Genomic DNA, 13,601 nt, shown 5'->3' on the forward strand with positions numbered 1-13,601 from the left:
TTAGCTTTAAATCTACTCTCCTTTTATCTTCTTTTTTAGACTAATCATTCGCAAATATTCCTTCATAAAAAAGAAATTCAACTTCAATTTATTTAAAATTCACCTATTTTATTGCTGTTTTTTCTTACTTTTTAAGATCTGTTATTTTAATCTTATTCAATATTAAAATTACTTTCAAATAGTAATAAGTTCCAGTTTTTTAATTTACAAAAATTCAATAAAAATAAAGGCACACAACGGTTTCTGTCATTATGTAATAAATTGCATTTAATGCAATTTATTACATAATACTCATTTATATGGTATAATTTTTAAACTATAATTTATTTTTTACAACTTTTTTTATAAATATCAAAAATTAATAATACTTTTGTGTAATCGATTACAATTAAATTAATTGTTTCGATACCCAAAAAACCACAAAAACTTTATTAACGAAAAAACCACAATTATGAAAAAAAACCTACTATTCCTGACATTCTTTCTTGTCAGTATTCAAACATGGGCACAACAAGTTCAAATTAACGAAGCTTCTGGCTGGCTGGAATCTGCTTTTGTAAAATGGCAGCCGGTAAGTAATGCTCAAACTTATAATGTTTACTATACCGGAAACGGTCTGGTAGATAAAAAAATAGACGATCAGCTTATTAGAAGTTACGGATCTTATTTTCGCGCAGATATTCCGGGACTTAAAGCCGGAACTTATACTGTAAAAATAAAGCCTGTAATTTCAGGAAATGAAGGAACAGGTTCTACAACAAGCAACCTCACCGTTTTAGCTCACGATCGCAATGGTTTTGCTTTTGATGGAGGACGAGTTCCCGGCGGTTATAATGCTGATGGAACGCCAAAAACCGGAGCTGTAATTTTATACATTACCCAAAATACAAAAAACACCATATCGATGGACATTACGGGTGCGAGTACAAACCCTTGTGTTGGTTTACAAAACATTTTATATGGCATTAAAAAAGGAAAAGATACACGTCCTTTTATTATTCGTCTTATCGGAAATATCACAGATATGACCGTAATGGAAGGCGGAGATATTACTATCGAAAATGCGAACAATGCCAACAGCTATTTAACAATAGAAGGTATTGGAAATGATGCTGTTATAAACGGAATGGGTATACGCCTTAAATCGGCATCGAATATTGAAGTTAATAATCTTGGCTTCATGAATTGTGACAGTACTGCTGGCGACAATGTTGGCTTGCAAGATAAAAACGATCACGTTTGGGTACATAATTGCGATTTATTTTATGGCAACGCAGGTTCTGATGCTGACCAGATTAAAGGTGATGGAGCAATGGATAACAAAGGATCTACATATGTTACTTTTTCTTACAATCATTTTTGGGATAACGGAAAAGCAAGTCTTTTAGGTTTAAGCGAAGGAACTACGGCAGGATTATACATAACCTACCATCATAACTGGTTTGATCATTCAGATTCTCGTCATCCTCGCGTTCGTTATTACTCTGCACACATTTACAATAATTATTATGATGGTGTTGCAAAATATGGCGCCGGATCAACTCTGGGATCATCCCTTTTTGTAGAAGGAAATTATTATCGAAATAGCAAATACCCGATGTTAACCTCTTTGCAGGGAAGTGATATTTGGGATGAAGCGAATCAGGTAAATAATGCGGGAACTATGGGAACATTTTCAGGTGAAGCCGGAGGTTCTATTAAAGCATTCAACAATACTTTCGACGCGGATATTGCCACTAATAATATGCGTTTTGTAGCTTATGGCGATACCAATCCTTTATACAACATTGCCGGAAAAACCAATTCTACAACAGATTTTGATGCTTATCTGGCTACTTCAAGAGGAGAAGTGGTAAGCAGCAATGTAAAGTCTAAATCAGGCGCAAATACGTATAACAATTTTGATACAAATGCTGCTTTATACGTTAAAAGCTTAGTTATAGATCAGCCTGCTACTGCCAAAACAAAAGTAACGCAATACGCAGGACGCGTTTCTGGAGGTGATCTTAAATGGACTTTTAACAATAGTGTAGATGATAAATCTTCACTGGTAATTGCTGCGCTAAAATCGGCCCTTACAAATTACACCGGTTCTTTAGTTGCTGTACAAGGAGAAGGAACTCCACCAGCAAACCCACAAACATTAACTTCTACAACTAATAACAATCAAACGGTGACTACCGGAACAGCGATTAGTTCTATAGTATTTACCTGGGGAGGAAGCGCAACTGATGCAACAGTAACAGGATTACCGGCATCTGGAATTAGCTTTGTAAAAAATGCAACGAATAAAACGATTACCATAACAGGAACACCAACAGCTACTTTATCTTATTCTATTGCCACAGTAGGAACAGGAACAGTCGCTACGGGATCAGGAACAATTACTGTTTCAGCCGTAAATGGTCAAACACTTTCTTCTACTTCTAATAATAATCAAACAGTGGCAAGCGGAACAGCAATAAGTGCTATTGTTTTTACTTGGGGAGGAAGCGCAACTGACGCAACAGTAACTGGATTACCGGCATCCGGAATTAGCTTTGTAAAAAACACTTCGGCAAAAACAATTACGATTTCAGGTACACCAACAGCTACAGTTTCGTATTCTATTGCTACAGTAGGAACAGGAATAGCGGCGACAGGAGCTGGTACAATCACTGTAACAACCAGTAATCCTAGTACTAATGAAATTCATAATTTTACAACTTCTGGAAAAACAAGTTCATTTTATACTATTACAGGAAACATGAATTCTACACCGGGATCTGTAACATATAACGGTTTAACTTTGACTGAACGCCTAAAAATCGAATCAAGCACGACAGTTACTTATACCACAACAAGTGCTTCGACATTGACTTTGGTTTTTGATTCTAACTTTACGGGACCGGTAAAAGTAAATAATACGTCTTATACCGCAGCAGCCGGAATAGTTACTGCTACAATACCAGCGGGAACGAATACAATAACAAAAGGATCGGTTGCCAACTTATTCTACATCAGTACAGAATATACGGGAAGTACTTTGCGCAAAGCAAATTTTGAAGAAGCAAAAACGATAGAAACTGCGAAACCAGTTTTATACCCTAATCCAGTTACCAATTCATTATCAATTACAAGTGCTTCTCAAAATATAGAGAAAGCGGCGATTTATAATATTTCAGGTATGCTGGTAAAAACAGTTGATAAAAACCTGGAAACTATAGATGTAAGTAATCTAACTGCCGGTACTTATTTAGTAAAAATATACACTAGTGAAGGTTCATTTAATCAAACTATTTTAAAGAAATAAATTTATAATATTAAAAAGCAAAAGGCTTCCTAAAATGGAAGCCTTTTTTATATACTAGATCTAAAAGTAGATTTTACAAATCAAATTTAATTCCTTGTGCCAAAGGTAAACTCGTGGTATAATTAATTGTATTGGTTTGACGACGCATATAGATTTTCCAGGCATCAGATCCGGATTCACGTCCGCCGCCGGTTTCTTTTTCTCCACCAAAAGCACCACCAATTTCAGCTCCTGAAGTTCCGATGTTTACGTTGGCAATTCCACAATCAGAACCTACAACAGATAAAAATCTTTCGGCTTCACGTAAATTATTCGTCATAATTGCCGATGATAATCCTTGCCCTACTCCGTTCTGAATTTCGATCGCATTATCAACATCTCCAGAATATTTAATTAAATATAAAACTGGAGCAAATGTTTCGTGTTGTACAATTGCGTATGAATTTTTAGCCTCGGCAATTGCAGGTTTTACATAACATCCGCTTTCATAACCTTCTCCTGAAAGTACTCCGCCTTCAACCAAAACATTTCCGCCTTCATCAATAACTTTTTTCAAAGAAGCGCTATACATTTCGACTGCATGCGTATCAATTAGTGGTCCAACGTGATTGTTTTCGTCAAGCGGATTTCCTATTCGTAATTGTTTGTAAGCCGCTACCAAGGCATCTTTTACTTTATCATAAATACTTTCGTGAATGATTAAACGACGTGTAGAAGTACAACGTTGTCCTGCTGTTCCTACAGCCCCAAAAACAGCACCAATGACAGTCATTTTAATATCAGCATCAGGAGTAACAATGATGGCATTATTTCCTCCAAGTTCTAATAATGATTTCCCTAAACGTCCCGCAACAGTTTGCGCAACGATTTTCCCCATTCGGGTCGAACCAGTAGCAGAAACTAGCGGAATACGCGTATCAGCCGTCATTAATTCTCCTATTTTATAATCGCCATTAATCAAACAAGAAATACCTTCCGGCAAATTGTTTTCTTTAATAACTTGTGCGATGATGTTTTGACAAGCGATCCCGCAAAGAGGTGTTTTTTCAGAAGGTTTCCAAACACAAACGTCTCCAGAAATCCATGCTAAAGCGGTGTTCCAAGACCAGACTGCCACCGGAAAATTGAATGCCGAAATAATTCCGACAACTCCTAACGAATGATATTGCTCGTACATACGATGTCCGGGTCTTTCAGAATGCATTGTCAAACCGTGTAGTTGACGGGACAAACCAACTGCAAAATCGCAGATATCGATCATTTCCTGAACTTCTCCATATCCTTCCTGTAATGATTTCCCCATTTCGTAAGAAACCAATTTTCCAAGAGCTTCTTTATTTTCACGTAACTTTTGCCCAAACTGACGAACAATTTCTCCACGTTGTGGCGCAGGAATTAAACGAAAACTTTTGAAAGCCTCTGTTGCTGCCTGCATTACTTTTTCGTAATCCTGAGGAGTTGACATTTTTACCGAAGCAATTAATTTTCCGTCAACTGGTGAATAACTTTCTAAAATTTCTCCTGAAGAAAAGTTTTCTAATCCGGTTGATGTTCCTTCATTTATCGTTTTGATGCCCAATTTTTCCAGAGCCTCATTCATTCCAAATTGCGATGCTATTGTTGTCATTGTAACTTTTTTAGTTAAAATTGTTATATTTTTATGTAAAGATATTATTTCGAGTTGAATTTCAACAAAAGCAAGTTGTTAAAATCAGGTAAATTTAGGATTAATAAAAGTCAATTAAAGAAATATTCCTGTATTTATTCGTCATAATTCAGGAACTTTGCAGCAACAAAATTATTTAAATATGTCTGTTTTCAATCGCCTTCTGATTTGTTTCGTTTTAATTTCTGTAAATGCTTTTGCGCAAAAAGAACAAAAAGCTTCTTTTCAGGTTGTTCCGTTAGGAATAAAAGGTGGTATCGATGAAAAAAATCTTTCGGCTTATCTAGTAGGGCCCGCAAATACAAATGATTTTATCGCTTTGGATGCAGGAACCATAAATGCCGGAATCGAAAAAGCAATTGAAAACAAAGTTTTTAAAGTTTCGACAAGCGAGGTTTTACGTAAATATATTAAAGGATATTTTATTTCTCACGCGCATTTAGATCACGTTTCAGGATTGATTATTAACTCTCCGGCCGATTCTTCAAAAACAGTTTACGCCACTGAAAAATGCATGGAAATGATGGAGAATCATTATTTTAATGATCAAACCTGGGCCAATTTTGGCGATAAAGGTCCTGGAACTCCATTAAAAAAATATCATTTTCAGACTTTAAATATCGGAGAAGAAACTCCAATTACCAATACAACAATGACGGTAAAAGCATTTCCGTTAAGCCATGTGAATCCGTTTGAGAGTACAGCTTTTCTAATTAAAAATGGAGAATCCTATGTGCTTTATTTAGGAGATACCGGACCTGACACGGTAGAAAAAAGCGATAAGCTAAAATCACTCTGGACAGCAATTGCCCCTTTAGTAAAAAGTAAACAATTGAAAGGAATTTTTATTGAAGTTTCGTTCCCTAATGAACAACCTGATCAATTCTTGTTCGGGCATTTAACTCCGAATCATCTGATGAAAGAACTTCATACTTTAGAAGATTTATCCGGAAAAGGAACTTTGAAAGGCTTCAATATTATTGTTACTCATTTGAAACCACCAACCAAAAATATCATCAAACTTAAAGAACAATTGCAAAAGCAAAATGATTTAGGATTTAAGATTATTTATCCTGAACAAGGGAAAAAGTTTGAGTTGTAATTTTTTAAAGCCACAGATTTCGCAGATTAAAGTGATTTTTTTCTTTTTTTGTCATTTCGACGAAGGAGAAATCACACTAGAAATTCCGCAATCAAAATCGCCAATCTTTGTCGAATCCCGAGTGTGATTTCTCCTTCGTCGAAATGACAAGATTGTGTTGATCACTGTGCTTAAATAATCTTTTTACTTTTCAATTCTTCTATCATTTCCTCATGAGTAATAAAATTACCTTCGGCATACTCACGTCTAGCTCGTTCTATACCTGCTTTTAATTGCTTCAAAAAATCTTCTTCATTGGGATTATTTACTATACTATCTTTCATATTTAAATTTATTAAAATTTTTTTTATTTGATCTTTCTCAAATTATAATAAGTTCTTTTGATAATGATGCCCTAGCCCCGATAGAAGTGGAAATCCTTTTGTTTTTTCTTTAAAAAACAAAAGATTGAAACGGATAGCGGGAAATAGCTCTTAAAAAAATAAAATTCTGAAAATTCTAATTCAAAGACCTTTATTTCTAATTGTCTGCTAAACCCGACAGGTTTTAAAAACCTGTCGGGTTTGAATTTTAAGATATATTATTTCTTCGCTACAAATCTCGGATCAGATTCCATTACGGTTCCGCAATTGTCGCAGGTTCTCAATTCTTCTGAATTATAGAAATGTTCGAAATGTGGCAGGAAATCTTTCTCGATATTATGAAGTTCGAAAAATACTTCGTAAAGTTTATGATTGCAATTGTCGCAATGCCAAAGCAGTCCGTCAGTATAGCCTTTTCCGGCGCGTTTGCGTTCGATTACTAAACCTATAGATCCCTCTGAACGAACTGGAGAATGTGGAATCTTGGCTGGGTGCAAATACATATCTCCGGCACTTAATTCCATTTCTTTGCGTTCGCCATCTTCCTGAATTACCACTTTTATACTGCCTTCGAGTTGATAAAAAAGCTCTTCGGTTTCGTTATAATGATAGTCTTTACGGGCGTTTGGGCCAGCAACGATCATGACAATATAATCGCCGGAATCTACATAAAGATTTTTATTGGCTACAGGTGGTTTTAATAAATGACGGTTTTCGTCGATCCATTTATTTAAATTGAAGGGTTTTGCTATTGACATTTTTAGTGGTACTAAGTTTTTAGCTAAGTTAAGGAAAAGTTTTCAGTCTCAATATCCTGAAAAATGAGACTGTAAACCGTATTTATTTCATCTCTTTTATCAGATAAATATAAACAGGAAAATGATCGCTAAAACCTACTTCGGTTAGGCTGTGCCGAAGCGGATATCCTTTGTATTGTCCTGAAGTTGTAATGAGAAACGGCTTATTGAAAATTCCGGCTTTCCAGAACTTGAAAGTCGAGAAATCTGGTTTTATAAGAGATTCAGTTATGATAATCTGATCAAAAATATCCCAGGAATCTCTAAAAGCAATTGTTCCCATGCCTTTGTTGGCCATTTCTTCGAAGGGATTAAAAGTACCCAATTCAGGAACTTCGCCCTTTTTTGCTTTGGCTCCTAAAGCAACTTTTACGCTACGATTGAATGGGCCATCGTTTAAATCTCCCATTGTCATGACTTTTGCATTGGGATTTATTTGCTGTAGCGAATCGATAATTCTTCGGTTTAAGCTTCCTGCCAATTCCCGAAATGGGCTACTTTTCTTTTCTCCGCCAGATCTTGATGGCCAGTGATTGACAATAATATGTATCTCCTCGCCTTCTAGAAAACCGGTTATTAAAAGCTGATCTCTTGTGAAAATTCGGTTGTTATTCGCTGTTTTTATTTCGATTTCATCATCGATTTGTTCTTTCTTTTCCTCTTTTTCAATTGCATTATTTTTATAGATATATAAAGGAATATTAGAATAGGATGTTGGCCTAAAATATTTCTTTTGATAGAGCAATGCCACATCGATTCCGCGTTGGTCCGGCGAATCAAAATGTATGATTCCGTAATCAAGATGCTGTAATTTGGGTTGTTTGATTAAGTCTTCGAGAACACCGCGGTTTTCGATTTCAGAACCGCCAATTAAGGTTGGTGCATTAGGGTTTTCCGGAGTTCCAATTTCGGATAAAACTCTGGCGAGATTTTTTAATTTTTGTTCGTATTTTTCTTTGGTCCAATGCTGCGCTCCGTTTGGTGTCCATTCATCATCGTGCGTTGTTGGATCGTTTATGGTATCAAAAAGGTTTTCGAAATTGTAAAATGCAACGGTATGAATGGTATATTTTTTTGACTGAGCGTGTAAAATAGGAAGAAAAAATAGCGCGATGCAACAAACCTGAAATCTAATAATCTTCATGAACTTATTATTTTAAAAAGTTCAATTTAAGCAAATTAATTTATTTGTAAGAATTTTCAAATAAATTTAATTTTTTAAATTTCTATATTTGTTTACCTTTATAATGAACCAGCAAAGAAACCATGCACATGAGCGGACTCAAAAACTTTAAAAATTACTTTTTTCATTGTAAATTCATATTACTTATTTTTGCTTTACAATCATTTACCTGTCAATCCCAACAAAACATGATAACACCACCTTACTTACAAAAAGGAGATACGGTTGCAATTGTAGCAACTGCCAGAAAAAATATCGAAGACAACTTAAAACCTACCATAGATTTATTGCACAGCTGGGGTTTAGAAGCTGTTGTAGGAACTTCAATTGGTCTTGATTTTAATCAACTTGCCGGAACTGACGAACAACGCGCTGCCGATTTTCAACATCAATTAGACAATCCTAATATTAAAGCAATTTGGTGTGTTCGAGGCGGATACGGAACGGTACGAATGATTGATCTTTTGGACTTTACCAAATTCAAACAACATCCAAAATGGGTTATTGGTTTTAGCGATGTTACGGTTTTGCACAATCATTTGAACACGATGGGCTATAAATCTATTCATGGTATTATGCCGGTTACGATTCCGCGCGCTACTCCGGCAGCTATTAGTTCGATGAAATCGAGTTTGTTTGGTGAACCACTATCGTATACAATTGCTCCAGATAAAATGAATCGTTTTGGTAAGGCAACGGGTGAATTAGTAGGCGGAAATTTATCTATTTTATACAGTTTATTAGGATCTCCATCGGCAATTGATTGCAAGGATAAAATTTTATTTATCGAAGATCTTGACGAATATCTGTATCATATCGATCGAATGATGATGAATTTAAGACGCAACGGCTGTATTGAAAACCTAAAAGGAATTCTAGTTGGCGGAATGACCAAAATGAAAGACAACGAAGTGCCGTGGGGTAAAAATGCTGTTGAAATTGTAGATGATGTTACTAAAAAATACAATATTCCGGTAATCTTCAATTTTCCGGCAGGACATATTCAGGACAATAGGGCTTTGATCATGGGAAATACCATTTCGATTGAAGTAAACGAAACCGGAAGTACTGTTTCTTTTCAAAAATAATAATTTCTCGTTTCTTCAAATCAAGAAGAATCCAAAATACCACATAAAAATCTCGCAAAGACGCAAAGTCGCAAAGCAATTTCAATAAGGCTTTGTAGACTTTGCGTTTTTGCATGCACTTACATTTCTAACACAATATCTCCAACTCAAACTGGAAAACTGAGACTGAGAGTGAAAACTAAAAAACATGGCTGAACACAATGATCTGGGAAAAAAGGGGGAAGAACTTGCGGTAGAATATCTCTTAAAAGAAGGTTATAAAATTTTAGATCGAAACTGGACTTTTCAGAAAGCCGAAATTGATATTATAGCTCAAAAAGAATCTATTTTGGTCATCGTTGAAGTCAAAACAAGATCGAGTTTAGATTTTGGTGCTCCGCAAGATTTTGTGAAGCCAAAAAAAATTCAGCTTCTGATAAAAGCAGTAAATGCCTACATAAACGATAGGGAAAAGGATTTTTGTGATGATTTAAACATTAGATTTGACATCGTAGCGATCCATAAAAACGGTGAATCATTTGCAATTGAACATTTTACAGACGCATTTTATCATTTTTAACATAATTTTTTATTGTTATATTTGTAACAAATTGTTTTTTTATTTATCTTTGTAAAGATTTATAACACCCCTATTAACTAAACCAACACAATCAAGTTACAAAAAAAAAGAAAAAAAATTATGAAAACCGTTTCTTCAATCGTCGAAAATTACATCAAAACAAAACCTTTTTTATTAAACGCGCTATCGCTTGGAATCATCAACCTGACGTCGCTTTCACGGAACATTATGACCGAATTAGAAAGTGAATTTGGCAAGGAAGTAAAACAAGGCGCTGTAGTGATGTCGTTGAAACGACTCACGGAGGAATTGGATTTTAAATTAAACCATAAAATCAATAAAGTAATCAAGAATATTGGCGAAATCACTGTTCGTTCTGAATTGACAGATTACACTTTTGCTGCTTCTGAAACTGTCCTGAACAAACAAGCTGATTTAATTTCTGATATTAATGCTTTATCTGATATCTTTTATACCTCATCTCGTGGTGTAAACGAAACTAACATCGTGGTTAGCAGCAGTGTAAATCATTTGGTAGAGAAGCATTTTATGCGCGAAAAACTAATTCAGAAATTAGACAATTTAGCTTCTATTACCGTAAAATTACCAAAAGAAAACATCGTAGTTCCTGGTATTTATTATTTCATTTTTCAACGTTTGGCCTGGGAAGGAATCATCATTAATGAGGTAATTTCTACGTCGAATGAATTCACTATTTTAGTTGGAGAAGATCAGGTTGATGTAGCTTTTAAGGTAATTAAAGACCTTAAAAACTAATAAATTTAAACATTACAGAATCCTCAAAGGTTCTTTATTATAGTATCCTTTTATCTTTCTTTTCAGGAAAGGTAAAAGGATTTTTTATTGCTCTTTAAATTGTAAAATCGTCATTCCTTTTAATTACAAATAAGAATATTCGCAATAAATATCTGTCTTAATAATTAATTTAAAAAATATAAGCACAAAACTTATTGACTTGATAAAAAGGGGCTTAACAATGGCTTTACTGGTATTCAGCATAAATTTTATTAAAAAAGATAGAATTAAGTTTTTTTTAATAAAATTTGTTGCGAATAATATTTTTATATATTTGCTAACCAGTCAGCAAATTAGAGTACCCATTTTGATAGTATGATAATATAATTAGATTTAAATATAGACTAATTAAATTAATGTCAGAAGCGATAGAGCATAGCGAAAAATTATTGGTGAGTGAACTCAAAAATGGCAACGAAAAGGCATTTCGTCAACTTTTTGATTTATACTATCAGGATATCTATGGATATAGCGTTAGTCTCTTAAAATCTAAAGAAGCTGCTGAAGAGAATGTTCAGGATGTTTTTATGAAAGTGTGGCAACATCGCGAAAACTTAAATCTGGAACAATCTTTTAAGGCTTATATTTTTACCATTGCCCGAAATCAGGCTTTTAATTGCCTGAATAAAGCAGCGAATGATATATTGCTCAAAGAAGAAATCTTTTACGAAAGCCAGAAATCTCATGAATATGGTGATTACCTGATTCGTGAAGCCGATTGTAAAAAACTTCGAAAGCAGGCCATGAAACAATTGCCACCAAAACGAAAGCAAATTTTTAAGATGTCCCGGAAAAAAGGCATGAGCTACGAAGAAATCAGTCAGGAACTCGGGATCTCAATCAATACAGTCAGGAATCAAATGAGCAAAGCATTAGAATCGATGCGAGTCTTTTTTCAAGTTCATGACGAAATTATCTAAACCAAAAAACCACATTTTAACCATTAAAATCACTCTTTCCGGGTGATTTTTTTTTGTGCCTAATTTAAGTTTAACCGCAAAGCTTGTCATCCTGATTTCTATAATAAACCAAATCTTTTTTTAGGAGCTAATCCCGCTATCCGTTTCAATCTTTTGTGCCGAACCCCGGCACAAAAGGATTTCCTCTACTATCGGGGCTAGGGCAATCATTTTCATAATAATGTTTTCGCGTAGTTTGTCATCCTGACGAAGGAAGAATCACACTCGTGATTCCGATCCTAAAAGCACTAATCTTTGTCGATTTTCTAGTGTGATTTCTCCTTCGTCGAAATGACAAGACTGAGAATTTTCTTTGACTTTTTCGCCACAAATTCCACGAATTTACACGAATTTAATTCTTCAATCTTTGTGGAAACCCTTCCTGAGTCAGGATGACAAAACGGTTTTTTTTTTTTTTTTAAACAAAAATATTTTTATCTAAATAACCTCAACAAAATCAGCACTTCACAAGTTTTTTGTTTCCATTAAAATGTTAAAATTAAAAAATTTACAACGTTTGAGTAGTACTCAACTTGTTTTCAACTGTATTATATAAAATCCCTACTTAAAATCAATTCGTAATGAATTCAAATTCTGAAATAAAGAGCCTTTTACAAAAGTTTGTTTTAAACCAATGTACGCCCGAAGAAACAAACGAGGTAATTGCCTATTATAAAAAAAATAAACTTACAGAAGATTTTCCTACTGTAGAAGATATTCAGGATCTTTTGGGCGAAATGCCTAAAATGAGTCAACAAACGGCCGATTCTATCTTTGCTTCTATTTTATCAAGTACAAAAGAAGAGGAGTCTGTAATAGAAATCAATTCTAAGAAATCAAACTTCAAAAAATACATTTCGATTGCTGCATCTATTGTCGTTTTACTCGGAATTGGTTTTGCTTATCAAAAAGATGTTTTCAAAACTAAAACTCAACCTAAATTCGATTTTAAAAGCACAGACATTGTATTGCAATTAGAAAACGGAAATACGCAAATAATCTCTGAAAACAATAAAGTTGAAGTAAGAGACGCTGACGGAAATGTGGTTGGAAATCAAGATGGAGATAAAATTGTTTACGATGATAATTCTGCTTTAGAAAAAACAACTTACAACACCATCAAAATTCCGTATGGCAAAAAATTCAGATTGCAATTGTCTGACGGAACTTTGGTGCATTTAAATGCAGGAACAACTTTAAGATATCCTGTAAAATTTATCGCTGGAGAAAACAGACAGGTATTTCTGGATGGAGAAGCCTTTTTTGATGTTGCCAAAGACAAAAAACATCCTTTTATAGTAAATGCCGATGCTTTGAATGTGCGCGTTTTAGGAACTCATTTTAATGTTTCTAATTATCCAGAAGATGCTGCAACAGATGTTGTTCTGGTTGAAGGTTCAGTTGGAATGTATCGCTCAAACGAAGAATTTGATGCTGATAAAAATACTATTCTAAAACCTGGTTTTAAAGGAAGTTTCAACAGAGAAAATACCTTAATTTCTACCAAAGCTGTTATTACTGATATTTATACTTCATGGATCAATGGCGGACTGACTTTTAGAAATATGACTTTCAAAAATATTATTACAAAATTAGAAAGACGCTACAATGTCACGATTATAAATAAAAATGAAAAACTGGCGAATGAGAAATTCAACGCAAGTTTTAGCGATGAATCGATAGAAAAAGTCATGAGCTATTTTAACGACATTCATGGCATTAATTACACCATAAAAAACAATCAAATACTAATTAAATAACCACTAAAACCAATGAA

General features: G+C 34.4%; 11 protein-coding genes. 7 read left to right on the forward strand and 4 right to left on the reverse strand.

The window, feature by feature from the left end; genetic code table 11:
- The first annotated feature begins 451 nt into the window (after nt 1–451).
- Nucleotides 452–3,292 (forward strand): pectate lyase family protein, encoded by a 2,841-nt coding sequence (locus FLACOL7796_RS01495; RefSeq protein WP_173969076.1) that lies wholly within the window; start codon nt 452–454, stop codon nt 3,290–3,292.
- A 73-nt stretch (nt 3,293–3,365) separates the two neighbouring features.
- Here FLACOL7796_RS01495 and amaB read toward each other — a convergent pair whose 3' ends face one another.
- The gene (gene amaB, locus FLACOL7796_RS01500) at nt 3,366–4,919 is read right to left on the reverse strand and encodes an L-piperidine-6-carboxylate dehydrogenase (RefSeq protein ID WP_173969077.1); all 1,554 of its coding nucleotides are present in this window, start codon (nt 4,917–4,919) and stop codon (nt 3,366–3,368) included.
- Between the two features lie 181 nt (nt 4,920–5,100).
- Between amaB and FLACOL7796_RS01505 the strand changes: the two genes are divergently transcribed.
- Nucleotides 5,101–6,060 (forward strand): MBL fold metallo-hydrolase, encoded by a 960-nt coding sequence (locus FLACOL7796_RS01505; protein ID WP_173969078.1) that lies wholly within the window; start codon nt 5,101–5,103, stop codon nt 6,058–6,060.
- A gap of 170 nt (nt 6,061–6,230) precedes the next feature.
- On the opposite strand, the gene FLACOL7796_RS01510 is transcribed toward FLACOL7796_RS01505, so the two are convergent.
- The 3 genes from FLACOL7796_RS01510 to FLACOL7796_RS01520 all read right to left on the reverse strand — a co-directional run bounded on the left by FLACOL7796_RS01510 (nt 6,231) and on the right by FLACOL7796_RS01520 (nt 8,363).
- Nucleotides 6,231–6,383, reverse strand: coding sequence for a hypothetical protein (locus FLACOL7796_RS01510; protein ID WP_173969079.1), 153 nt, complete (start codon nt 6,381–6,383; stop codon nt 6,231–6,233).
- Nucleotides 6,384–6,640: 257 nt separating this feature from the next.
- A complete protein-coding gene (locus tag FLACOL7796_RS01515) occupies nt 6,641–7,180 on the reverse strand; it encodes a 3-hydroxyanthranilate 3,4-dioxygenase (RefSeq protein ID WP_173969080.1) in 540 nt (179 codons plus the stop codon).
- An 82-nt stretch (nt 7,181–7,262) separates the two neighbouring features.
- On the reverse strand, nt 7,263–8,363 hold the full coding sequence (locus tag FLACOL7796_RS01520) for an endonuclease/exonuclease/phosphatase family protein (protein WP_173969081.1): 1,101 nt from the start codon (nt 8,361–8,363) through the stop codon (nt 7,263–7,265).
- A 227-nt stretch (nt 8,364–8,590) separates the two neighbouring features.
- On the opposite strand from FLACOL7796_RS01520, the gene FLACOL7796_RS01525 reads away from it, so the two are divergent.
- From FLACOL7796_RS01525 to FLACOL7796_RS01545, 5 genes are all read left to right on the forward strand, one after another.
- The gene (locus FLACOL7796_RS01525; protein WP_173969082.1) at nt 8,591–9,490 is read left to right on the forward strand and encodes a S66 peptidase family protein; all 900 of its coding nucleotides are present in this window, start codon (nt 8,591–8,593) and stop codon (nt 9,488–9,490) included.
- Nucleotides 9,491–9,677: 187 nt separating this feature from the next.
- Nucleotides 9,678–10,049, forward strand: coding sequence for a YraN family protein (locus FLACOL7796_RS01530; protein ID WP_173969083.1), 372 nt, complete (start codon nt 9,678–9,680; stop codon nt 10,047–10,049).
- Between the two features lie 120 nt (nt 10,050–10,169).
- Nucleotides 10,170–10,826, forward strand: a complete 657-nt coding sequence (locus tag FLACOL7796_RS01535; RefSeq protein WP_008466087.1) for a hypothetical protein — start codon at nt 10,170–10,172, stop codon at nt 10,824–10,826.
- 395 nt (nt 10,827–11,221) lie between these two features.
- Nucleotides 11,222–11,785: an RNA polymerase sigma factor gene (locus tag FLACOL7796_RS01540; RefSeq protein ID WP_173969084.1), complete on the forward strand. Its 564-nt coding sequence runs from the start codon at nt 11,222–11,224 to the stop codon at nt 11,783–11,785.
- Nucleotides 11,786–12,405: 620 nt separating this feature from the next.
- Nucleotides 12,406–13,584, forward strand: coding sequence for a FecR family protein (locus FLACOL7796_RS01545; RefSeq protein ID WP_173969085.1), 1,179 nt, complete (start codon nt 12,406–12,408; stop codon nt 13,582–13,584).
- The last annotated feature ends 17 nt before the right edge of the window (nt 13,585–13,601 follow it).

This window comes from Flavobacterium bizetiae, assembly GCF_902804475.1.
Taxonomy (GTDB): Bacteria; Bacteroidota; Bacteroidia; order Flavobacteriales; family Flavobacteriaceae; genus Flavobacterium; species Flavobacterium bizetiae.